This window comes from Pseudomonas mosselii, assembly GCF_003205295.1.
GTDB lineage: Bacteria > Pseudomonadota > Gammaproteobacteria > Pseudomonadales > Pseudomonadaceae > Aquipseudomonas > Aquipseudomonas mosselii_B.
The window spans coordinates 28759-51099 of record NZ_QJRP01000035.1 but is presented as its reverse complement, the minus strand read 5'-3'; the positions used below and the strand labels follow the sequence as shown (position 1 = coordinate 51099).

General features: G+C 65.0%; 18 protein-coding genes and 1 pseudogene. 5 read left to right on the top strand and 14 right to left on the bottom strand.

Going from position 1 to position 22341, the window contains the following annotated elements; all coding sequences use genetic code 11:
• Positions 1-369: 369 nt before the first annotated feature.
• From DMX06_RS22465 to DMX06_RS22445, 5 genes are all read right to left on the bottom strand, one after another.
• Positions 370-1179, bottom strand: coding sequence for an OmpA family protein (locus DMX06_RS22465; protein WP_028692909.1), 810 nt, complete (start codon positions 1177-1179; stop codon positions 370-372).
• Positions 1176-1529 (bottom strand): DUF4398 domain-containing protein, encoded by a 354-nt coding sequence (locus tag DMX06_RS22460; protein ID WP_050704797.1) that lies wholly within the window; start codon positions 1527-1529, stop codon positions 1176-1178. The genes DMX06_RS22465 and DMX06_RS22460 overlap by 4 nt, the downstream gene beginning before the upstream one ends.
• 9 nt (positions 1530-1538) lie before the next feature.
• Positions 1539-2360 (bottom strand): substrate-binding periplasmic protein, encoded by an 822-nt coding sequence (locus DMX06_RS22455; RefSeq protein ID WP_110739409.1) that lies wholly within the window; start codon positions 2358-2360, stop codon positions 1539-1541.
• Positions 2361-2447: 87 nt separating this feature from the next.
• On the bottom strand, positions 2448-3377 hold the full coding sequence (locus tag DMX06_RS22450) for an electron transfer flavoprotein subunit alpha/FixB family protein (protein ID WP_110739408.1): 930 nt from the start codon (positions 3375-3377) through the stop codon (positions 2448-2450).
• The gene (locus DMX06_RS22445; protein WP_028692905.1) at positions 3378-4127 is read right to left on the bottom strand and encodes an electron transfer flavoprotein subunit beta/FixA family protein; all 750 of its coding nucleotides are present in this window, start codon (positions 4125-4127) and stop codon (positions 3378-3380) included.
• 543 nt (positions 4128-4670) lie between these two features.
• On the opposite strand from DMX06_RS22445, the gene DMX06_RS22440 reads away from it, so the two are divergent.
• Positions 4671-6335 (top strand): electron transfer flavoprotein-ubiquinone oxidoreductase, encoded by a 1665-nt coding sequence (locus DMX06_RS22440; protein ID WP_110739407.1) that lies wholly within the window; start codon positions 4671-4673, stop codon positions 6333-6335.
• Between the two features lie 70 nt (positions 6336-6405).
• On the opposite strand, the gene DMX06_RS22435 is transcribed toward DMX06_RS22440, so the two are convergent.
• The 5 genes and pseudogenes from DMX06_RS22435 to DMX06_RS22415 all read right to left on the bottom strand — a co-directional run bounded on the left by DMX06_RS22435 (position 6406) and on the right by DMX06_RS22415 (position 10994).
• Entirely contained in the window at positions 6406-8055 is a 1650-nt protein-coding gene (locus tag DMX06_RS22435; protein WP_146232231.1) for a hypothetical protein, read from the bottom strand.
• A gap of 149 nt (positions 8056-8204) precedes the next feature.
• Positions 8205-8498, bottom strand: a pseudogene (locus DMX06_RS22430) (type II TA system antitoxin MqsA family protein); the annotation flags it as partial.
• Positions 8482-9807 (bottom strand): MFS transporter, encoded by a 1326-nt coding sequence (locus DMX06_RS22425; RefSeq protein ID WP_110739404.1) that lies wholly within the window; start codon positions 9805-9807, stop codon positions 8482-8484. The pseudogene DMX06_RS22430 and the gene DMX06_RS22425, both read right to left, overlap by 17 nt.
• A 53-nt stretch (positions 9808-9860) precedes the next feature.
• Complete coding sequence (locus tag DMX06_RS22420) at positions 9861-10346, bottom strand: histidine kinase (protein WP_110739403.1); 486 nt, start codon at positions 10344-10346, stop codon at positions 9861-9863.
• 171 nt (positions 10347-10517) lie between these two features.
• Positions 10518-10994: a sigma-70 family RNA polymerase sigma factor gene (locus DMX06_RS22415; protein ID WP_110739402.1), complete on the bottom strand. Its 477-nt coding sequence runs from the start codon at positions 10992-10994 to the stop codon at positions 10518-10520.
• Between the two features lie 212 nt (positions 10995-11206).
• Between DMX06_RS22415 and DMX06_RS22410 the strand changes: the two genes are divergently transcribed.
• The 3 genes from DMX06_RS22410 to DMX06_RS22400 are packed head-to-tail and all read left to right on the top strand — an operon-like array spanning position 11207 to position 15755.
• The gene (locus DMX06_RS22410; protein ID WP_110739401.1) at positions 11207-12385 is read left to right on the top strand and encodes an efflux RND transporter periplasmic adaptor subunit; all 1179 of its coding nucleotides are present in this window, start codon (positions 11207-11209) and stop codon (positions 12383-12385) included.
• Position 12386: 1 nt separating this feature from the next.
• The gene (locus tag DMX06_RS22405) at positions 12387-14348 is read left to right on the top strand and encodes a MacB family efflux pump subunit (RefSeq protein WP_110739400.1); all 1962 of its coding nucleotides are present in this window, start codon (positions 12387-12389) and stop codon (positions 14346-14348) included.
• Between the two features lie 3 nt (positions 14349-14351).
• On the top strand, positions 14352-15755 hold the full coding sequence (locus tag DMX06_RS22400; protein WP_110739399.1) for an efflux transporter outer membrane subunit: 1404 nt from the start codon (positions 14352-14354) through the stop codon (positions 15753-15755).
• A 92-nt stretch (positions 15756-15847) separates the two neighbouring features.
• Here the strand turns inward: DMX06_RS22400 and pvdP are convergent, their stop codons facing one another.
• Positions 15848-17470: a pyoverdine maturation tyrosinase PvdP gene (gene pvdP, locus DMX06_RS22395; protein ID WP_110739398.1), complete on the bottom strand. Its 1623-nt coding sequence runs from the start codon at positions 17468-17470 to the stop codon at positions 15848-15850.
• A 135-nt stretch (positions 17471-17605) separates the two neighbouring features.
• Here pvdP and DMX06_RS22390 point away from each other — a divergent pair, with 135 nt between their 5' ends.
• Positions 17606-18538: a siderophore-interacting protein gene (locus tag DMX06_RS22390; RefSeq protein WP_110739397.1), complete on the top strand. Its 933-nt coding sequence runs from the start codon at positions 17606-17608 to the stop codon at positions 18536-18538.
• A gap of 168 nt (positions 18539-18706) precedes the next feature.
• Here DMX06_RS22390 and DMX06_RS22385 read toward each other — a convergent pair whose 3' ends face one another.
• The 3 genes from DMX06_RS22385 to DMX06_RS22375 all read right to left on the bottom strand — a co-directional run bounded on the left by DMX06_RS22385 (position 18707) and on the right by DMX06_RS22375 (position 22335).
• Positions 18707-20107 carry an aspartate aminotransferase family protein gene (locus tag DMX06_RS22385; protein WP_110739396.1) on the bottom strand — a complete coding sequence of 467 codons (1401 nt, stop codon included), beginning with the start codon at positions 20105-20107 and terminating at the stop codon, positions 18707-18709.
• Between the two features lie 228 nt (positions 20108-20335).
• Positions 20336-21655, bottom strand: a complete 1320-nt coding sequence (locus DMX06_RS22380) for an ATP-binding protein (protein WP_110739395.1) — start codon at positions 21653-21655, stop codon at positions 20336-20338.
• On the bottom strand, positions 21652-22335 hold the full coding sequence (locus DMX06_RS22375) for a response regulator (RefSeq protein WP_110739394.1): 684 nt from the start codon (positions 22333-22335) through the stop codon (positions 21652-21654). Before DMX06_RS22375 ends, DMX06_RS22380 begins: the two co-directional genes overlap by 4 nt.
• Positions 22336-22341 lie beyond the last annotated feature (6 nt).

Below are 22341 nucleotides of genomic sequence, written 5' to 3'. Positions count from 1 at the left end.
CCATTCATCCGGCCCCTACGCTTCGCTCCGGGGTCCCCTCGCTCCGTTCTTGCTCCCGGGAGGACCGCGCTGAACGCCCCATCCTGGGGCGCAGCGCTTGACGGGCATCCATGCCCGTCACCTCCCTTCGCAAGAACTCCGCTCGGCCTACTGAAGTCGCAATTGGCGGCGCCTGAACTATTGCGCACTTAGAAGCAACAGCAAGATCAAGATCAAGATCAAGATCAAGATCAAGATCAAGAAATGCGAAGTGGTAGTTAGCCGGCTGGCTATGAATTGACTGGATGAACCCTATCGTGTGCAAGCCCGCTTCTACAAGTTATGTATAACTTCTTGCAGGACCGGGCTTGCACGCAATCAAAACAGAATTCAACGCGCTGGCGCGAGTTTACCCTTGTCATCGGAGAAGACGATCTCGACCCGACGATTCTGCGCCCTGCCCCGCTCCGAAGCATTGGCCTCAACCGGATACTGGTCACCATAACCCTCGACCTGGATCCGCTTCTCGTCCACCCCCAGATCAACCAGCATATCGGCCACCGACTGCGCCCGATCACGGGACAGTTTCAGGTTCTCTTCCGCCGCACCGGTACTATCGGTATAACCCTCGATCCGTACCACGCGCCGCGGATTGAGCTGAAGGAACTGCACCAGCTTCAATACAGTACGGCTGGCCGAGTTCTTCAGATCAGCCTGGCCGGTATCGAACAGCACATCGCCCAAGGTCATCACCAGCCCGCGGTCGGTCTGCTCCGATGCCAGCGCGACAATCTGCGCCTCGACGAACTTGCCCTGCTGCTGGACGCTGGCCAGCTTGGCCTCGCGCAGTGCCAGTTGCAGGCGCTGTCGCTCCAGGTCGAGCTTGGCCAGGCGTTCCTGGTTCAATGCCAGCTTGGCGTGCTCGCTGGCAATCTCGCTGTAGCGCTGGCTCAGGTAGGCGTAATGACGGACATCGCTACCCGTGCCGACATAGCCTGCCAGACGCTCCGCGCGCGCCAGCGACTCGCCGGCGCGAATCACATCGCGTGGCGCGCTGCGCAGCACATCGGAATCGTCCTTGACCTTCTGGAAAGCGGCACTGGCGTCGTCCAATGCCGACTCGCTGCGCTGGCTGGCGCAGCCCTGCAAACCGACCAGGGCCAACAAGGCCAGGGCTGCCATGGGCTTGAGACGCTTCATGGCTGCACCTCCAACTGCTTGCGTAAACGCTTGATCCGCGACTGCATCGCCTGCAGCTGCTCCTCGCTCTTCTGGTTCAGCACCCGCGCCTCGGCCAGGCGCGCATCGAGCTCGGCCTGCTCGGCGCGCATGCGCGCATCGCGATGGCTTTCGCCGAGCATGTTGCTCTTGGCCCGGGCCAGCTTGTCTTCGGCCAGCTTGAACTCCGGCACCTGTTCATTGGCGCCGACCGCCTTGGCCTGCTCCAACGCCTGTTCCGACAGGCGCAGCTGTTCATTGGGTGCCGGGTCGTTGGCACAGCCAGCCAGGCCAAGCACGGCCAGGGCGAGCATCAAGGGTTGGATTCTCACTCACGCTTCCTACTGTTTGGGGGCACCCTGCGACGCCTGCATCTGCGCCTTCCAACGCTCGACATTGCGCTGCAGCACAGCTTCGCTCGCCCCGGAGATCGGCAATTCTGTCAGTTTTTTCGCCAGTTGTCCGCGCAACCAACTGTCGTTGCACGCTGAGTTGTGCGAGACCGCCAGGTACAGCCCCGGACGATCCACCGGCAAGCCCCGGGCGATGAGGTCGCTGCCCACGCCCAGGCTCTGCGCCATGGCCATGCCCGAGTAGCGCCCGGCCAGCACATAGTCGACCTGGCCGAGCACCAGCTTCTGGAAGGCCTGCGTGAGGTTCTGCGCCGACTCCAGCTTGAGCTGGGCCTTGGCAAAGGTGTCGAAGGCCGGAGTCAGGCGAGCCTTCTCGGACAGCGCGCCGCGGTACTGGGCGAGGTCTGCCGGGCCATCGAACACCAGGGTGGCGTCATGGCGGGTCCAGACCAGGTATTCGTTGAGCTGCAGGGCCGGATGGATGTAATCCAGGCTTGTCAGCTGGGTGACCTGCATCGGCGTGTCGAGCAGCAGGTCCATGCGCCCGCTGCGCACCTCTTCCAGGGCCTGCTCGCGCTTGCCTGCGTACAGCACCTCGACCTTCACCCCAAGCTCGGCCGCCACCTGGCGCAGCAGATCGACATTGGCACCGATCAGGTGTTTCGGGTCCTGCGGGTCCTGCCAGGAGTACGGCGGCGCATCCGGGCTCCCGGTGGCCACCAGGCGCTCGCACTTGCCCAGCGCCAAGGCCTGCGTCGACAGCAGCGCCAGCGCGCAGGCCAGCCCACCCTTGCTCCAGCGAAACGCCATGCAACCTCTCCCCGCCCCTGAAAAAATCCATGAAAAAACCCGGACCGCCAAGGGCGGGCCGGGTTCTTTATAAGTGAAGCAGGCGGATCAGACCAGCTTTTCCAGCTCCGGCACCGCTTCGAACAGGTCGGCGACCAGACCGTAGTCGGCGACCTGGAAGATCGGCGCCTCCTCATCCTTGTTGATCGCGACGATCACTTTCGAGTCCTTCATGCCGGCCAGGTGCTGGATCGCGCCGGAGATACCGACGGCGATGTACAGCTGTGGCGCGACGATCTTGCCGGTCTGGCCGACCTGCATGTCGTTCGGCACGAAGCCTGCGTCGACCGCGGCGCGCGAGGCGCCGACCGCGGCGCCGAGCTTGTCGGCCAGGGCGTACAGGTGCTTGAAGTTGTCACCGTTGCCCATGCCGCGACCGCCGGAAACGACGATCTTGGCGGCAGTCAGTTCAGGGCGGTCGGACTTGGCCAGCTCTTCGCCTACGAAGGCCGACTTGCCGGCGTCGTGGGCGGCAGCGACGGTTTCGACAGCGGCCGAACCACCTTCGGCGGCCACGGCATCGAAGCCGGTGGTACGCACGGTGATGACCTTGACCGCCGCGCTCGATTGCACGGTGGCAATGGCGTTACCAGCGTAGATAGGACGCTTGAAGGTGTCGGCGGATTCGACCGCGATGATCTCGGAGATCTGGTCGACGTCCAGCAGCGCGGCAACGCGCGGCAGGATGTTCTTGCCATTGGTGGTGGCCGGGGCCAGCACGTGGCTGTAACCCTTGGCCAGTTCGACCAGCAGCGGCGCGACGTTTTCCGGCAGGGCGTGGGCGTAGGCGGCGTTATCGGCAACCAGCACCTTGGCTACGCCGGCGATCTTGGCGGCGGACTCGGCGACGCCGCCGACGTTCTGGCCTGCGACCAGCACGTGGATATCACCACCGATCTTGGCAGCGGCGGCGACAGTGTTCAGGGTGGCCGGGGCTACGGCACCGTTCTCGTGTTCAGCGACAACCAGGATAGTCATTTAGATTACCTTCGCTTCGTTCTTCAGCTTCTCGACCAGTTCGGCCACCGACTTGACCTTGATACCGGCGCTGCGGGCAGCAGGCGCTTCGACCTTGAGGGTCTTGTTGGTGGAGGCGATGGACACGCCCAGCGCGTCTGGAGTGATGGTCTCCAGCGGCTTCTTCTTGGCCTTCATGATGTTCGGCAACGACGCGTAGCGCGGCTCGTTCAGGCGCAGGTCGGTGGTGACGATGGCGGGCAGGTTCAGCGCGACGGTCTGCAGGCCGCCATCGATTTCACGGGTGACGTTGACCTTGTCGCCGGCGACTTCGACCTTGGAGGCGAAGGTGCCCTGGGCGAAACCGGTCAGCGCGGCGAGCATCTGGCCGGTCTGGTTGTTGTCGCTGTCGATGGCCTGCTTGCCGAGGATGACCAGCTGTGGCTGCTCCTTGTCGACAACGGCTTTGAGCGCCTTGGCCACGGCCAGGGAGTTCAGTTCGTCAGCGGCCTCGACCAGAATGGCGCGGTCGGCGCCCAGGGCCAGGGCGGTACGCAGTTGCTCCTGGGCGGCGGTCGGGCCGATGGAAACGACGACGATTTCGCTCGCCACACCCTTCTCTTTCAGGCGGACGGCTTCTTCCACGGCGATTTCGCAGAAGGGGTTCATGGACATCTTGACGTTTGCAAGGTCGACGCCGGAGTTGTCCGCCTTGACGCGAACCTTGACGTTGTAGTCGACCACTCGTTTGACAGCTACAAGAACCTTCATGGATTCCTCGTTACTCTCCGGTGAAAAGAAGATCGCCTGGGGACTGCCCGGCGAATGCGCGTGGGTACAAGGGCACCTCTAAAAACGTTTCGGCGCCGACAAAGTTCAATTGACCGATCAGTCCTGTTTCGACCCTTGCGGGTAAAACCCGCGGGTCATTTTCTGTCGTGGCGTGTAGACTCCACTACAAAACCTGATTCGGCCCGTAAACCCTGCTCCACGCCTGGTCTTTAGGGGTGCACCTGCGCCCGACGGTCAGCCTACGGCGAACGCGAAAGCGCTCGTATCTTGACCGTAACACCCAATCCGGTCAATACGGCAAATTGGCCAGCGTCCAGCCGCCCACCTGCGATTCTACGGGCCTCCGGCAAATTCAAACAAACGTTTGTATTGGACCCGCCAAGTGGTGTAGATATAATGCGCGGCCAAGACAAAACGGTGTAGTCCATCACCTGCGAAGCTACAGCTTCTGCACGCCGCACGTGACCGTGAACACCCATATAAAGACAAGCAACGCGATGAGCCTTGAGTAGGAGAGAACCTGTGGAACGCGAATACATGGAATTCGACGTGGTCATCGTCGGCGCAGGCCCGGCGGGCCTGTCCGCCGCCTGCCGCCTGAAGCAGAAGGCCGCCGAAGCCGGTAGCGAGATCAGCGTCTGCGTGGTCGAGAAAGGCTCCGAAGTCGGCGCCCACATCCTCTCCGGCGCGGTGTTCGAACCGCGTGCGCTGAACGAACTGTTCCCTGACTGGAAAGAACTCGGCGCACCGCTGAACACCGAGGTGAAGCGCGACGACATCTATGTGCTCAAGGATGCTGGCAGCTCGACCAAGGTCCCCGACCTGTTCGTGCCCAAGACCATGCACAACCACGGCAACTACATCATCTCCCTGGGCAACCTGTGCCGTTGGCTGGCCCAGCAGGCCGAGAACCTGGGCGTTGAGATCTACCCGGGCTTCGCCGCACAGGAAGCGCTGTTCGATGAAAACGGCGTGGTCCGCGGCATCGTCACCGGCGACCTGGGTGTCGACCGCGAAGGCCATCCGAAGGACGGCCTGTACACCCCGGGCATGGAGCTGCGCGCCAAGTACACCCTGTTCGCCGAAGGCTGCCGTGGCCATATCGGCAAGCAGCTGATCAAGCGCTTCGACCTGGACAACGAGTCCGACGTCCAGCACTACGGCATCGGTCTCAAGGAAATCTGGGAAATCGACCCGGCCAAGCACGAGCAGGGCCTGGTGGTGCACACCGCCGGCTGGCCGCTGGACGTGATGAGCGCCGAGAACACCGGTGGTTCCTTCCTTTATCACCTGGAAAACAACCAGGTGGTGGTCGGCCTGATCGTCGACCTGTCGTACTCCAACCCGTACCTGTCGCCGTTCGACGAGTTCCAGCGCCTCAAGCACCACCCGGTGATGGCCCAGTACCTCGAAGGCGGCAAGCGCATCAGCTACGGCGCCCGCGCCATCTGCAAAGGCGGCCTGAACTCGCTGCCGAAGATGGTCTTCAATGGCGGCGCGCTGATCGGCTGCGACCTGGGCACCTTGAACTTCTCCAAGATCAAGGGCAGCCATACCGCGATGAAATCCGGCATGCTCGCCGCCGAGGCGGTGGCTGACGCATTGATCGCCGGCAGCGAAGGCGGCGACCAGCTAAACGGCTATGTCAGCGCCTTCAAGGCCAGCTGGCTGCATGAAGAGCTGTTCGCCAGCCGCAACTTCGGCCCGGCCCTGCACAAGTTCGGCCCGTTGCTCGGTGGCGCGTTCAACTACGTGGACCAGAACTGGTTCGGCGGCAAGCTGCCGTTCACCCTGCATGACACCAAGCCGGACTACGCCTGCCTCAAGCTCGCCGCCGACTCGAAAAGGATCGACTACCCCAAACCGGACGGCAAGCTCAGCTTCGACAAGCTCAGCTCGGTATTCCTCTCCAGTACCAACCATGAAGAGGAACAACCCTGCCACTTGAAGCTGACCGATCCGAACATCCCGATCGCCAGCAACCTGCCACTGTACGACGAGCCGGCACAGCGCTACTGCCCGGCCGGCGTGTACGAAGTGGTCACTCAGGAAGACGGCAACAAGCGCTTCCAGATCAACGCGCAGAACTGCGTGCACTGCAAGACCTGCGACATCAAGGACCCAGCCCAGAACATCACCTGGGTCACCCCTGAAGGCGCCGGCGGGCCGAACTACCCGAACATGTAAGCCCTGCCGTTGCGGCAAGCAGAAGCCCCCTGGCCGTGAGGCCCGGGGGCTTTTGCATGGCACACAGACGCTACCGTTTGTACGAAACCACGGTGTGTGCGGTGTCCAGCCCCAACTGCTCGAGCCGCTCCAGGACATGCCCCAGGCACTGCCCGCCGTCGGGCTTGTAGTGCCCGGAGGCGTCGTTGACCAGGCCAAGGATGTCAGTCACCGCATTGCTGGTGGTCTTGCGGTCGATCCGCATTTCTCCGGCGCATACCACCGCCTGCCCACCGCCAAGCTGACTGTGCCGGGTGTAACTTGTACGATCGAGTGAGTGGTCCCAGAATTTGACCAGAATGCTTTTTTGCGGGGTGTAGACCCATGTGTAGGCATCCTGGGCAGTATTGGGGCGCAGATAGATCAATCTACCGCTCTTAAGCTCATAGGCAAGTATCTGCCCCCGATCCTCGCCGATCAGCTGGCAGACGCCATCGATGGTCTCAGGCTTGTAACTGCGCCACTTCAGCACATCGATCAGCCATTGCTGCAACTGCACCGGGTAGGTGTAGCCGGCAAAGTCCAGGGGCGCCGAGATATCGGCCTTGCGCCAGTCCAGCCAGTTCACCCGGCCTTGCCATGCCACGCCGTCCCTGGCCTCGATCCAGCGGTTGTCGCTCCCTACCACGCGGTTGTTCAGCTGGTCATTGACCTTCAAGTCCAGCGACTGCATTTTCCAGGCAGGGCCGTAACCCCCGGCACTGGCCTGGTAGATTTCGACCGAGTGCAGCTCATCGGCATAGATCACGCTGCGCTGGAACATCTTGGCCAGGTCGACCTTGACCTTGAAGTGCGCCCCACGCTCGAAGCTGCTGGCCAATGGCTGACGGTACCGGCTGCCATTGATCGAGAACGAAATGGAGTCGCCTGTTCCGGCGCTGTAGTCAGCGGAGACAGCGAGACACACACTCAGCGTGTCGATGACCATACTCGGTGCCTGGCTACGCCTGGGAAGCTGTGGCAATTGCACCCGCCAGCCAGCGGTCGGCGGCGCCTCATCTCGTCGCTGCAGCCAGACCTCGTTCGTGGTCGACGCACTGCACAAGGTACGGGTGCCGTCGCCATAGACGAGCTCTCCCTTGGACGATAACCGCCAGCGATCTTCCGATGCAGCGTTCGTCTTGCCGCAGATTCCGAGCCCCAAGGCCTGCCCCGTGGTGACATTCACCAGTTGCCCGTCCTTGTAGAGCCATTGCATGGCCTTGGGATCTGGATTCACGGCGAGGCACACGCCCTCCTCGTCCGCCATCAGGTAATCATGACCATTGGTGAGCATGAACGGGATACCGCTGGGTAGGCCGTTCATGGGGGCCCCGGCACCACCACTGCCATCCAGTGCCTTCAGTTGGGTGAATTCGACCGTTTGCTGGCGCTGCGCGCTGTCGGTCAACAGCACGGCATGGCTGTTGGCGGCCAGTTGGATACGGCTGATGTGGCGAAAGTCATGCAGCGGATGTACGCCAGTCAATTGCCTGCCATCACCGTAGACCACCACCCAGGCCTGATCGTGAAGGTGACGGGACTCCAGCACACAGGCAAGGCTACGGCCCCAGCGTATGACCGGGGTCCTGGCTTGATCATCCGGTTTCGTGCTGGCGGGATTCGCAGCCGAAAAGCTCATCTGTGGTGGAAACGCAGGCAACTCGGCCCGTGTCATCCAGGTGATGCTGAAACTGGACATGTACATTTCTCCTGACTGTATGAACGGAAGGGTCCGTCAACGATCAGCCGAAATTACGTGCACAGCCTCGAAGGCGCTGTAGGGGAGCAGAGCTGCGGACGCTCAAAATCCCTACCCTGCCTGTAGGACCTGTTAACTGCCTGGGCGTATCAGGCGGTCCTGACTTCCTCGAACAACTCCGGATGACGGTCAAGGAGCTTGAACAGCTTGATCAGTGCGACCGGTGGTTGGGTCTTGCCGTTCTCGTAACGGGAAAAGGCATTGACCCCGCCGCCAAAAATTTCGCCCGCCTCACGTTGATCGAGGTCGAATTTGCGCCGAACGCAGGCCATGAAGGCAGGGTCGACAGCGGCGGCATTGACCTGCCGTTTGAAGGCCAGCATCAGATCACCGAGGCGGTCTGTCTCAGCCATGCTCAGCACCGCCTCATTTGTCACCACACATGAGCGGCAACGGCTGCACAGCGAACCCCAACGACTCACGACGCCCGAAATAGAGCGCCGTCAGCAATCCGACCATGCCCATGACCAGACAAAAGCCGACACACACCCATGGGCTCCAGGGCATCAGGGCAATCAGCGCCAGCGGCGTGGTGCTGGCCCACAGGGCGTAGGCGACGTTGTAGGTGAAGGAGATGCCCGACACCCGGATCTCGGCCGGGAACAGCCCGACCATCACCGACGGCACCACCCCCACCACGCCACAGCACAGGCCGGCCAATGCATAGGCAGCCCAGGTCTGCCCCCACTGGCCCACCAGGCTGGCGTACAAGACGCCGATGCCCAACGGCAGCAGCAGGCAGTAGAGCATCAGCGCCCGCCAGGCGCCGATACGATCCACCAGCAACCCTGCCAATACGCAGCCGATATTGAGAAAGACGATACCCACGCTGCTCAGGGCGAAGGTGTACCCGGCTGTCATGCCAAACCGCTGTTGCATCACGGTCGGGGTGATCACCACCAGCACCACCACTGCCGAGGTCAGTACACAGGTCAGCAGCGCCGCCGGCATCAGGGCCCGTCGATGTGTGCCCAGCACCCGTCGCAGGGGAAAGGCCACCGGCTGCTCCTGCTGCGCCCGCAGGGCCAGAAACACCGGAGTTTCACTCAACCAGCGGCGCAGCCAGACACCGATCACGCCAAACACGCCGCCAAGCAGGAAGGGATAGCGCCAGGCGTAATCGAGGATCTCCTGGGGAGTGAACAGCTGCGCCAGCAGGGTCGCGGTCAGCGCCCCGAGCAAATAGCCGAAGGTCAGCCCGGCCTGAAGGAAGCCCAGCGCATAGCCGCGACGCCCGGGTGGCGCATGTTCGGCGACGAAGGTCCAGGCGCTGGGCACCTCGCCGCCAACCGCCGCCCCTTGCAGGATACGCAAGGCCAGCAAGATCAGCGGCGCGGCGTAGCCGATGTCGGCGTAGGTCGGCATTACCCCGATCAGCAGGCAGGGCAGCGCCATCATCAGGATGCTCAGGCTGAACACCCGCTTGCGCCCCAGGTGGTCGGCGAAATGGGCCATGAGGATGCCACCCAGTGGCCTGGCCAGGTAGCCGGTGACGAATATCCCGAAGCTCTGCAGCAGGCGCAGCCACTCCGGCATCTCGGGCGGGAAGAACAGCTGGCTGAGGGTCAGCGCGAAGAACACGAAGATGATGAAATCGTAGATTTCCAGGGCGCCACCCAGCGCGGCCAGCCCCAGGGTCCGGTGGTCGCGACGGCTGAACCGTGGCGGGCGGGTGGTATCGATGGCAGTCATGGCAGCTTCCGCAGCGAGGCAAAAGGCCAGAGGATAGCAAATCCACCCGCCGTTCAGGGGTTGCGGCAGAACACCGTCTGCGCGAGGTTGGTACGCCGCCGGGCATAACCAGACGCCCCCGCCAACCCCGGCGGCAAGGGCAACTGCCCGACTAGCACCGGCATGTCGATGATCGCCATGAAGGACTCCAGCGCCTCGCTGTCGGGCGCATGAGGCAGGCTGATACTGACCGCGTGGCGATCGCTCGGCGGTACGGCCGGCACTTTCAGGTGTGGCGAGTGGTACAGCAGCGCGTGCTGGATCTGCGAGCTGACCCGGCAAAAACGCGCCAGGTCGACCCCGGCATGACTGGCCAGCTCGATGTTGCCCACCAGCAGGTTGAAGGGTTCCAGAGCGCTGTGCACCAGGCGCTGCAGGTCGTCGAAACTTTCCACCGGGGCGATCCGGTAATAACCCAGGCCATTGAGCATTTTCTCCAGCTGCAAGCGCTGGCCGGGGTGCTCGTCGGCGATGAGGATGCGCATGGATTTGTTAGGCATCGTCCGGACCTGGGCAGTTGGGTGGTAACGGTAGCTCCATGACCATACTGCGCCGGCAACGGCAACGTCAGGCGGGATGCCTGAACGGGGGGTCTTTATTGATAGTTGTCGTGAACCCGGGAGAAATCAAGTCGCCCACTCACGGAATTTTCACATCCGCAGGCGGCTCACTCAGGACTCCCACTGGCGCATGCGCACACGGCAATGCTTCATGGCATTGACGATGTGCTTTTCCACCAGGCTGCGAGAAATGCCCAGGTGCTCGGCGATCTGCTGGTGCGACAGGCCATCGAGCTTGCGCAGCAGAAAGCTGTCGCGGCAAGGCCCGCTCAATTCATCCAGCGCCTGGCGCATCAGCGCCAGGCGCTGGTCGAGCTGCATGCTCTGGGTCAACGCGGGGGTATGCCAGCGCTCGTCGCTGTCAAGTACCTCCAGCGGCTCGGCTTGACGCACCAGATGCCGACGATGATGATCGACCACGAGGTTCATGGCCGTGCGATAGAGGAAAGCGCGCGGGTGTTCGATATGCTCGCCCTCCGTGCGCTCCAGCACCCGGATGTAGGCATCGTGGGCGACGTCTTCGGCCGACTGGCGATTACCGAGTCGGGCGGACAGGAAGCTCACCAATTCGCGATAGTAATGTTCCACGACGGCACCTGGCGTCACCCTGCTCCAGCATTGCGAGCCAAGAGCAGAGGTCTGGATGATATCAGCGTGCGATCTTACAAATTATAATTATTCGCAGCAACACGCAGCCCCTTCTCTGCGCTAAATCGTCATCGATATCATTCGTTTAACTGGGACCCCCGAGCGCACGCCCCATCGCGGCACTCGGCCATTACCTCCGGCTGGAAGCCCGCATGACACGCACATCCAATACCCGCCGCCGAGTACTGATCGGCGCCCTGGGCCTGGCCGGCCTCGGCAGTCTGGTGGCCTGGCAGGTCCTGCCGCTCGGCGGCGCACCGGTCAGCACCGTGCCGGTGATCCGCGCCGACATTGAAAGCAGCGTCACCGCCTTGGGCACCCTGCAGCCGCGCCGCTATGTTGATGTGGGCGCCCAGGCCTCGGGGCAGATCCGCAAGCTGCATGTGGAGCCCGGTGACGAGGTGCGCCAAGGCCAACTGCTGGTGGAGATCGACCCGTCCACGCAGCAGGCCAAGCTCGATGCCGGGCGCTACTCGATCGAGAATCTCAAGGCCCAGCTCGCCGAACAGCGGGCGCAGTATCTGCTCGCCCAGCAGCAGTACAAGCGCCAGCAGGATCTGGCCGCGGCCGGGGCCAGCCGCCAGGAAGACCTGCAAACGGCCGCAGCGCAACTGAAGGTGACCCAGGCGCGCATCGACATGTACCAGGCGCAGATCCGCCAGGCCCAGGCCAGCCTGCGCAGCGACGAGGCGGAGCTGGGCTACACGCGGATCTACGCCCCCATGAGCGGCACCGTGGTGGCGGTGGACGCCCGCGAGGGCCAGACCCTCAATGCCCAGCAGCAGACACCGCTGATCCTGCGCATCGCCAAGCTGTCGCCAATGACCGTGTGGGCCCAGGTGTCCGAAGCCGACATCGGCAAGGTCAAGCCGGGCATGACCGCCTACTTCAATACCCTGGCCGGCGGCAAGCGGCGCTGGACCAGCACCGTGCGGCAGATCCTCCCTGTGCCGCCCAAGCCCCTGGACCAATCCAGCCAGGGCGGGGGCAGCCCGGCCAGCACCACGGCCGGTACCACGGGCACCAAGGTGGTCCAATACACCGTGCTGCTGGACGTGGACAACCCCGACGGCGCCCTGATGGCAGAGATGACCACCCAGGTGTTCTTCGTCGCCGGGCAGGCCAGCCAGGTGCTCAGCGTGCCATTGGCCGCGCTGGACGAGACTCCCGAAGAGGGCTTGCGCCTGGCCCAGGTGCTGAACGGCAAGGGCCAGGTCGAAGCGCGGCAGGTGCGCACCGGCTTGAGCGACCGCCTGCGGGTACAGATCCTCGAGGGATTGAACGAAGGCGAGCGCCTGGTCATCGGCCTACCTGCCGCCAGTGGGGGTTGAGATGGCCACCCCCCTGATCGAGCTGTGCGACATCCGCAAGGTCTACGGCGGTGTCGATTCGCCCAGGGTCGAGGTGCTGCGCGGCATCAGCCTGAGCATCCACCCCGGCGAGTTCGTCGCCATCGTCGGCGCCTCGGGCTCCGGCAAGTCGACCCTTATGAACATCCTGGGCTGCCTCGACCGCCCTACCTCGGGCAACTACCGCTTCGCAGGCCGGGACGTGGCCGAGCTGGACAGCGACGAACTGGCCTGGCTGCGCCGCGAAGCCTTTGGCTTCGTGTTCCAGGGTTACCACCTGATTCCCTCGGGCTCGGCCCAGGAGAACGTCGAGATGCCGGCCATCTACGCCGGCACCCCGCCCGCCGAACGCCATGCCCGCGCCCGCGCCCTGCTCGAGCGCCTGGGGCTGGCCAGCCGCACCGGCAACCGTCCGCACCAGTTGTCCGGCGGCCAGCAGCAGCGGGTATCAATCGCCCGCGCGCTGATGAACGGCGGGCACATCATCCTCGCCGACGAACCCACCGGCGCCCTCGACAGCCACAGTGGCGCCGAGGTGATGACCCTGCTCGACGAGCTGGCCAGCCAGGGCCATGTGATCATCCTCATCACCCATGATCGCGAGGTCGCGGCCCGCGCCCAGCGGATCATCGAGGTCCGCGATGGCGAGGTGGTCAGTGACTCGGCCACCCCGTCATCGGCCAATGTCCCGCCCCGACAGGTGCAAGCCGACGACCTTCGCCAACGCCTGGACTTCGGCGCTACCCAGCGCGGCGCCTGGAAAGGCGAACTGATAGAGTCCCTGCAGGCCGCCTGGCGGGTGATGTGGATCAACCGTTTCCGCACCGCCCTGACCCTGCTCGGCATCATCATCGGGGTGGCCTCGGTGGTGGTCATGCTGGCGGTCGGCGAAGGCAGCAAGCGCCAGGTCATGGCGCAGATGGCCGCCTTCGGCTCGAACATCCTCTACCTCAACGGCAAGCACTCCTCCGAGGAGCTGACCGGCATCGTCACCCTCGACGATGTCGATGCCATTGGCGAGCTGCCGCAGGTCAAGCGCGTCATGCCGGTGATCGGTGACAAGCTCATGGTGCGCCACGGCAACAAGGGTGAGCAGTTCTATGTCGGCGGCAACAACACCGGATTCCCCGAGATCTTCAACTGGCCGGTGGTCGAGGGTAGCTTCTACAGCGAGGCCGACGAAGCCAACGCCGCCGCCGTGGCCGTGATCGGCCAGAAAGTGCGCGAGAAGATGTTTGGCGCAGGGAGCAATCCGCTCGGCCAGTACCTGCTGATCGGCAACGTACCGTTCCAGGTGATCGGCGTGCTCCAGGGCAAGGGCGCCAGCTCCGGCAGCGAGGACAGCGACGAACGCGTGGTGGTGCCCTACTCCGCTGCCTCCATTCGCCTGTTCGGCAGCCGCGACCCGGAGTACGTGACCATCGCCGCCCTGGACTCCGGCCGGGTGAAGGAAACCGAGCAGGCGATCGAACGCCTGATGCTGCAGCGCCACCAGGGCAAGCATGACTTCGTCCTGACCAACGATGCCGCGCTGATCCAGGCCGAGGCCCGCACCCAGAACAGCCTGTCGCTGATGCTCGGGGCGATTGCCGCGATCTCGCTGCTGGTCGGCGGCATCGGCGTGATGAACATCATGCTCATGACCGTGCGCGAACGCACCCGCGAAATCGGTATCCGCATGGCCACCGGCGCGCGCCAGCGCGACATCCTGCGCCAGTTCCTCACCGAGGCGGTGATGCTGTCGATGGTCGGCGGCGTGACCGGCATCGTCCTGGCCCTGGCCATCGGCGGCGGCCTGTTGCTGGCCGACATCGCCGTGGCCTTCGCCCTGCCCGCCATCCTCGGCGCCTTCGCCTGCGCCGTGATCACCGGCGTGGTGTTCGGTTTCATGCCGGCCCGCAAGGCCGCCCGCCTCGACCCGGTCAAGGCCCTTACCAGCGAATAGTTCATGACGATTCCCAGCCGCATCAGCCTGTTGACCCTGAGCCTTTGCCTGGCCGCCTGCAGCAGCCCGCCGCCACCGGCGGCGAACATCGACACGCCGCCTGCCTGGCAGGGGCCGGCCGTGACCCAGAGCCTGCCCGACAGTCAGTGGTGGCGCGCCTTCGCCAGCGCAGAGCTGGATCGACTGGTCGAGCGCGCCCGCCTCAACAGCCACGACCTGGCAGCCGCCGCGGCACGGGTGCGCAAGGCCCAGGCCAACGCCGTGATCGCCGGCGCACCGTTGCTGCCCGAGGTGCAGCTCGGCCTGGACGGCAGCCGCCAGCGCCTGCTGCGCGGCGAGGGCAACGACCAGCTCGACGCCAGCAGCAACGAACGCACCAGCACCTCGTTCGGCACTCGCCTGAGCGCCAGCTACGAGATCGACTTCTGGGGCGGCCTGCGCGCCACCCGCGACAGCGCCCTGCGCAGCCTCGACGCCAGCCGCTTCGATCGCCAGACCGTGGAGCTGACCCTGGTCAGCGCCGTGGCCGACAGCTATCTGCAAGGCCTGGCGCTCGACGAGCAACTGCGCATCGCTCGCCTCAACCTTAGCAACGCCCGTGACGTGCTGGGCCTGGTCGACACCCGTGAACGCTCGGGCTCGGCCACCCGCCTGGAACTGGCCCAGCAGCGCAGCCTGGTGGCCGCCCAGGAGCGCCAGCTACCGCTGCTCGAACAGCGCCGCCAGGACAACCGCATCGTCCTTGCCACCTTGCTGGGCGACCCGGTGCAGGCTCTGCCCACCAGCCGTGAGACCATCGGCAACGTTCAGTGGCCCGCCATCGGCAGCGGCGTGCCCAGCGAGCTGCTCGGCCGCCGCCCGGACATCGCCGCCGCCGAGGCGCGCCTGGCGGCGGCCAGCGCCAATGTCCAGGTGGCCCGGGCGGCGATGCTGCCGCGCCTGATACTGGGCGCGAACCTGGGCAGTGGCGCGCGCACATTGCCCGACGTCTTCGACAGCCCCTACTACACCCTCACCGCCGGCCTCGCCGCACCAATCTTCAACAACGGACGCCTGAGCGCCGCACGGGACGTGGCCAGCGCCGAACAGCAGGAGTTGCTGGAGCTTTACCGCGCCAGCATCCTGGCCGGATTCTCGGATGTGGAAAAAGCCCTGAACGCCATTGCCGGCGTAGAACGCCAGCGCCGCTGGCAGGATCAGGAGGTGGAACAGGCACTCATCGCCTTCGACCTGGCCCAGCAGCGCTACGCCGCCGGAGCCGAGACCCTGCTCACCGTGCTCGAGACCCAGCGCACGCTGTACCAGGCCCAGGACCAGCAAGCGCAGCTGCGCCTGGAGCAGTTGCGCGGGAGCGTGGCGTTGTACAAGGCACTGGGCGGAGGCTGGCAGGCCCCACAAAACCTGTAGGAGCGGGTTTGCCCCGCGAAAGCGCCAGACCAGACAACGATGCTTTCAGGTCTGGCGCTTTCGCGGGGCAAGCCCGCTCCTACAGGGGCGCTTCAGGAGACAATATTCTTCATTGACAGGTGCCGCGCATACCAGGGCCGTTGCGGCACCTTGCGCAGCAGGTTTTCGAGCTTGTCCTCGTCACCGAAAGTGATGCGCAGGGCCAACTTCATGGTCTCCACGTCCATCTCCACCGACTTGCCCGGGCGCATGCCCGGCTGCGTGCTGCAGCCGTGGGTATCCGGGCCCAGCCAGGGATCATCGACCTCCACCCAGCGGCCGGGAGCGAACCAGGGCACGCCGTTGACTTCGAGGCGACGTACCTGACCGGGGTGATGGCGCTCATGGGCACGGAACCAGTCATCGATGCGATCGTCGATCCAGCCGTGAAACCCCCAGAACACCGGGTGCACATGGGATGAAAACGGATCACCGAGGAAGTCGTTCTCAGGCTCGAACCAGCGCGCGGCGAAATCCGCCTGGTCGCGGGCGAACGGCACCGGCGCGCCATTGTTGGGATCGCGCGGCACCGACGCCCAGCACATGTGCAGCCAGTCGTGCAGGTTCATCTCCAGTTCCGAGCCAAAGGCGCCCAGGGTCAGTTTCGACAGGTACACAGGGTCCTGGTACTGCGACTCCCACACCTGGAAGTTACTGCAATAGGTTTCCCCGGCCTTGATCGCCCCGACCCACTGTCCATAGGCCTCATCGCCCGGGGCCTGCCAGCCTGGCGGCACGCAGTGGCCGTCGTGGTTATCGAAGTATCGAGCGAAACCTGCTCGATCGAACTCGACGCTCGGCTGCGGAAGCGGGAAGCGCTGCCAGGAAGGCAGGTCCTGCAAGGTGCGCGCATACATCAGCATGTGCCGGTGCATGAACAGGAAATCGATACCCGAGCCATTGCGGTGCTTGCGCGGGCCACGGGCATCGCGCTCACGGTCCCGTGGCCCCGGCTGCCAGCCAAGGCCACGCAAGGCATCCTGCTTTTTCTCCGGCAGCTTATGCCACTGGTCGCGAGTGGCGTGCCAGAGCTGGTGGAACAGGCGATGCTCAGCGCCGACCACCCACTCGCGCATTTCAGGGGTATAAGGCAGACGCTCGCGGGCCTCGGGGAACAGCCGCTTGACCGCGACAAAGCGGCTATCGGGCACCGGCAAGGTCAGCGGTCGATCCAGGCGCTGCACGCGCCCGCTCAACGTACCGCTGCCGGCATTGGCGAACTCGGCCCAGACCTCGTCGAGAGTCGCTACGCACTCATAGCTCGGCCCGCCGTGCTGATTGACCAGGCGCCAACGCACTTCGGTGCTGCTGGCACCGACCAGGTCACCGAGCACCCGGTAGACAGGCTGCGCGGTACCGCGCAGTCCCTCGTTGGTATCGACAAATCCGCGCAGGCCACGACCTTTGGTGGCGACGTCGAGGAACATCTCGACGCTCTGTTGAGGCAGCCCCTCCAGTCCTCGTTCGGTACCCTCGAAGCGGATCTCCCACACGCCGCGCAGCTGGTCCGCCAGGACCTGCCCGGCATAGTCGGCCAGTTCCACGCTGGCTTCGCCTGGCGTGACGATATCGTCTTCAGGGTCGTGGGTCAGTTGCTTGTGCGCGTAATAGGCCGCCGTGCCTGTGGCCCCCGCCACAGCCAGGCCAGCGATGAATCCTCGTCGGGAAATTGTCATTGCGCCTCAATCCGTCTTCGCGTGCCGCGACTTCTATCCAAGCTAGGACGTAGACGGGCCGGGGAAATTTAGCCGTCTAATTAACCACCCGGCGTGCTCGTCTGATGGGTATCTCCCGCCAACAGAGGCATACCCATGACCTCCCTGCACGATCGCCTGACCCAACCGGTCAAGGCCACGCCCTACCGGGTCTTCGACCTTGACCTCAAGGCCATCGAACCCCTGAGCCCGTCGCTGAGCCGCTTCGTCTTCACTGGCAAGGACGTGGCGCAGATGACCACCCTGGCCCCCGACCAGCGCGTCAAGCTGTTGTTCCCGACGCCCGCCGGGGCACCGCCGAGCCTGCCCAAGCACGAGCAATGGCAACAGGCCCGGCGCGAGCTGGCAGCGCAGGACATGCCACCAATGCGTACCTACACCATCCGCGCCCTGCGCCGCGAAGCCCTCGAGGTGGATGTGGACTTCGTCCTGCACGGTGCCAATGGCCCGGCCGCGGCCTGGGCCACCCATGCCCGCCTGGGTGACCGCCTGCAGATGGTCGCGCCCAACCTGGCCTATGCCGGCGACCCCGGCGGCTACGAGTGGAAGCCGCCGCACAGTGCCCGGCGCATCCTGCTGATCGGAGACGAAACCGCCCTGCCGGCCATCGCCGGCATCCTCGAGCAGTTGGCCAGGAACGCGCCGGATCTGCTGGTGGAGGCCTTTATCGAAGTGCCGCTGGAGGCCGACTGCCTCGACCTGCGCCACAGCCCGGCCACCCGCCTGCACTGGCTGCCGCGCGACCTGCTGCGCAGCGAGCACGGCCAGGGCATGCAGCACGCGGTGCGCGAATTGGCCAGCCTGCCGGCGGTGCGCGGCGCGTCGGTGGTCGAGCTGGAAGACGTGGACATCGACGAGCGTATCCTGTGGGAACAGGCCAGCGGCGAGCACGGCGACTTCCATGCCTGGATCGCCGGGGAATCGGGAACTGTGATGGATATCCGTCGATACCTGATCAAGGAACGCGGGTTGCCGAGGGAAAGCCTGACGCTGATGGGCTACTGGCGCGCCGGGCGTACCTTCGACTAGTACCTGCGTCCTGTAGGAGCGGCCTTGCGCCGCGAAAGGGCCGCGAAGCGGCCCCTACGATCGTTGCATCAACGATGAAATCCTGGGGCTGCTACGCAGCCCTTTCCGGCCGGTCCGACGCCTCGGCGAGGCCGCTCCTACACAGGAGCTGCGTCCGGACTTGGAGGCTCAGCCAGCCGATACCGCCGCCGCGACGGCCTCGGCAAACCTTGCCGCCACCTCGTCGATCTGCTCGGCGCTGATGATCAGCGGCGGCAGGAAGCGTACCACCGCACCATGGCGACCACCCAGTTCGAGGATCAGGCCACGGCGCAGGCATTCGCGCTGCACCTTCGGCGCCAGCTTGCGGCAGGCCGGCGGATGGCCTTGGACATCGTGCTTGCCTGCCGGATCCACCAGTTCCACACCGAGCATCAAGCCACGGCCACGGATGTCGCCGAGCTGCGGATAGTCCTGCTGCAACCGTTGCAAGTGTCCGCGCAGACGCTGGCCCATGGCCTCGGCGTGCTCGCACAGGCGGTGCTCCACCAGGTACTTCATCACCGCCGAGCCCGCAGCCATGGCCATCTGGTTACCACGGAAAGTACCGGCATGGGCACCCGGCGACCACTGGTCGAGCCAATCGCGATAGACCATCACTGCCAGCGGCAGGCTGCCGCCAATGGCCTTGGACAGGGTAACCACGTCGGGCACGATGCCGGCGTGCTCGAAGGCGAACATCTTGCCGGTACGGGCGAAGCCGCTCTGGATCTCATCGACGATCAGCGCCACTCCTGCCTGCTCGGTGATCCGGCGCAGCCCGCGCAGCCACTCTATATCAGCGGGGATCACACCACCTTCGCCCTGCACCACCTCGACGATCACCGCCGCCGGCAGGGCCACGCCGGCCTCCGGGTCGCTCAGCAGGTTTTCCAGGTAGTGCAGGTTGGCGCGCACGCCCGCCTCGCCGCCAAGGCCGAACGGGCAGCGATAGTCATAGGGATACGGCAGGAACTGCACGCCATTGTTCAATAGTGCGCCGAGCGGCTTTTTCGGTCCCAGGCTGCCCATCAGGCTCAGCGCGCCTTGGGTCATGCCATGGTAGGCCCCCTGGAACGCCAGCACGGTGCTGCGCCCGGTGACCGTGCGCACCAGCTTGAGCGCCGCCTCGACCGCGTCGGTGCCGGTCGGGCCACAGAACTGGATCTTCGCCTCCCGGCGCAGGCCCTCGGGGAGCAGGGCGAACAGGTCCTGGACGAACTGGTCCTTGACCGGCGTGGTCAGGTCCAGGGTGTGCAGTGGCAGCTCGTCGGCCAGCACACGCTGGATCGCGTCGATCACCACCGGATGGTTGTGCCCCAGGGCCAGGGTACCGGCACCGGCCAGACAGTCGATGAACTGACGGCCCTCGACGTCCTCGACATACAGGCCACGGGCGCGCTTGAGCGCCAGGGGGATGCGCCGCGGGTAGCTGCGGGCATTGGATTCCTGCTGTTGCTGGCGCAGCAGCAGGGGCGAATCCTCGAATTCGTACAGGGGGCGCGGCGCAGTGGCCGGCAGCACCTGGGCAAGGCTGGAAGCGGTCGACATCGGAATAAACCTCGCAAGCAAGCGAATGTGCCCGCCACGCGCCCTGTAACCGGATGTGTGTCGGGTTCTTATCGTTTGAAAAACGCTTCAGCGAGGTGCGGATTTAGCGGTTGTCGAGGGATTTGTTGTGGATGTACGACCTCTGTCGCGGGGCAAGCCCGCTCCCACGGGCTCATGCATCAAGCTGCGAGGGAGCGGACTTGCCCCGCGATGGGCACAACGCCGAACTCAACTATCCGAACGCGCCGGCACTTGCAGGCACACCCGTAAGCCATCGGCCCGGCTGTCGAACCGCAGGCTGCCGGCACAGCGCTGCACGATGGCCTGGACGATCGCCAGACCCAAGCCACAGCCGCCGCTCTGGCCGTTGCGCCAGAAGCGTTCGGTCAAGTGCTCGAGATCTTCCTGGGCAATGCCCGGGCCATGGTCGCGCACCAGGAAGTCCACCTGCCCGTCCTGTGCCTGTACCTCAAGCTCCACGGCGGCATCGCCACCGTGGCGCAGGGCGTTGTCCAGCAGGTTGCGCAGTGCCACCACCGCCAGCGGCGCCGGCATGCTCAGGTAGACCTTGGCCGCCGCCTCAGGCAAGCGCAGGTGGATGCGCCGGTTGTCGCCGCCTGCATCCTCGATGGCCTGTCGGGCAACCTGCTCGGCGCTGCACTGCACGCCGTCATCGAACGAAAGACTGCCCTCGACCCGCGCCAGCATCAACAACTGTTCCAACGTGCGGTGCATGCGGTCGGTGCCCTGCTCGGCGTGCTCCAGCGCCTGCTCGCGCACGGCACCGTCAGTCATCCGCGCCACCTGCAGGTGGGTCTTGATGGCCGTCAGCGGGCTGCGCAGTTCGTGAGCGGCGTCATCGGTCAGGCGGCGTTCGCGCTCGATGGTCTGGGCGATGCGCAGGAACAGCTGGTTCTGGGTGTCGAGCAGCGGTTGCAGTTCGCTGGGCAGGCCGGACACCTGCAACGGCTCGACACTGTCGGCACGGCGCCTGCGCAAGGCATCACGCATGCGGTTGAGCGGCTCCAGCCCCTTGCCCAAGCCGATCCACAGCAACCCCAGGCTACCCAGCAAGGCCATCAGCACCGGCGCCGAGGCCGCCAGCAGGATCGACTGGTTCAGCGCCTCACGCTCCTGGTGACGGTCGGCAGTGGTGATGCGCACATCGCCATGATTGTAGGTAAACGTACGCCAGGAGGCGCCATCGATGGTCTGGTCACGGAAGCCGCTGCGCTCGTCATCCATGGCGCCGTCGTGCTTGTGGTTGCTGGCGAGGATCTCGCCGCGCAACGAGCTGACCTGGCAGGCCATGCCGTCCGGCACGCTGAACTGGTCGGCGGAAAAGTGTGCATCCTGGCCCTTGGCAGTCAGCGGTTGCGGCAACTGGTCGATCAGCCCCGCGACCATGCGCGCCGACGCCACCAGGCGCTGGTCGAGGGAGAACATCATCTGCTGGCGCAGGTCGCGCAGCATCCACGCGGCGGCCAACACCCAGATGACGATGAACACGCTGCCGAGGATCAGTGAAAGGCGAACCCGCAGGCTCATGACGCGCGCTCCTCCGGTGCCTGGGCCGGCCCCAGGCGGTAGCCGAGCCCGCGCACGGTCTCGACGATGCTGTTGCCCAGTTTGCGCCGCAGGTGGTGGATATGCACGTTCAGCGCGTTGCTTTCGACCTCGTCGCTGAAACCGTAGACGCAGTCCTTCAATTGCTCGCTGGACAGCACCCGCCCCGGGTTCTGCAGCAATGCCTGCAGCAGCGCCTGCTCGCGGCGCGACAGGTCCACCGGCTGGCCGGCCAGGGTCGCCGCGCAACTGCTGGGGTCGTAGCGCAGCGGGCCGTGCTCGATGACGTTCACCGCACGCCCGGCCACACGACGCAGCAGGGTATGCAGGCGGGCGGCCAGTTCGCGCAGGTCGAAGGGCTTGAGCAGATAATCGTCGGCACCGGCCTGCAGGCCGTCGACTCGGTCGGTGACCGCGTCGCGGGCGGTGAGCACCAGCACCGGCAAGCTCTCGCCCTGCTGGCGCAGGCGGCGCAGCAGCTTGAGGCCGTCCTCGTCGGGCAGGCCCAGGTCGAGGATCATCACGTCGAACTTCGCGGTCCCGAGCATCTGACGGGCCTGCGAGGCGCTGGCCACCCGGTCCACAGTCAGGCCCTGGGCCGAGAGGCCAGCGCAGATGCCGCTGGCGATCAGGTCGTCGTCCTCGCAGAGCAGAACGTGCATAAGGGA

Bases quoted from the DNA above. Each gene is read 5' to 3' on its own strand.
- DMX06_RS22465 (WP_028692909.1), bottom strand. From the start codon at position 1,179: ATGAAGCGTCTCAAGCCCATGGCAGCCCTGGCCTTGTTGGCCCTGGTC.
- DMX06_RS22455 (WP_110739409.1), bottom strand. From the start codon at position 2,360: ATGGCGTTTCGCTGGAGCAAGGGTGGGCTGGCCTGCGCGCTGGCGCTG.
- DMX06_RS22450 (WP_110739408.1), bottom strand. From the start codon at position 3,377: ATGACTATCCTGGTTGTCGCTGAACACGAGAACGGTGCCGTAGCCCCG.
- DMX06_RS22445 (WP_028692905.1), bottom strand. From the start codon at position 4,127: ATGAAGGTTCTTGTAGCTGTCAAACGAGTGGTCGACTACAACGTCAAG.
- DMX06_RS22435 (WP_146232231.1), bottom strand. From the start codon at position 8,055: ATGTCCAGTTTCAGCATCACCTGGATGACACGGGCCGAGTTGCCTGCG.
- DMX06_RS22425 (WP_110739404.1), bottom strand. From the start codon at position 9,807: ATGACTGCCATCGATACCACCCGCCCGCCACGGTTCAGCCGTCGCGAC.
- DMX06_RS22420 (WP_110739403.1), bottom strand. From the start codon at position 10,346: ATGCCTAACAAATCCATGCGCATCCTCATCGCCGACGAGCACCCCGGC.
- DMX06_RS22410 (WP_110739401.1), top strand. From the start codon at position 11,207: ATGACACGCACATCCAATACCCGCCGCCGAGTACTGATCGGCGCCCTG.
- DMX06_RS22405 (WP_110739400.1), top strand. From the start codon at position 12,387: ATGGCCACCCCCCTGATCGAGCTGTGCGACATCCGCAAGGTCTACGGC.
- DMX06_RS22400 (WP_110739399.1), top strand. From the start codon at position 14,352: ATGACGATTCCCAGCCGCATCAGCCTGTTGACCCTGAGCCTTTGCCTG.
- pvdP (WP_110739398.1), bottom strand. From the start codon at position 17,470: ATGACAATTTCCCGACGAGGATTCATCGCTGGCCTGGCTGTGGCGGGG.
- DMX06_RS22390 (WP_110739397.1), top strand. From the start codon at position 17,606: ATGACCTCCCTGCACGATCGCCTGACCCAACCGGTCAAGGCCACGCCC.
- DMX06_RS22385 (WP_110739396.1), bottom strand. From the start codon at position 20,107: ATGTCGACCGCTTCCAGCCTTGCCCAGGTGCTGCCGGCCACTGCGCCG.
- DMX06_RS22380 (WP_110739395.1), bottom strand. From the start codon at position 21,655: ATGAGCCTGCGGGTTCGCCTTTCACTGATCCTCGGCAGCGTGTTCATC.
- DMX06_RS22375 (WP_110739394.1), bottom strand. From the start codon at position 22,335: ATGCACGTTCTGCTCTGCGAGGACGACGACCTGATCGCCAGCGGCATC.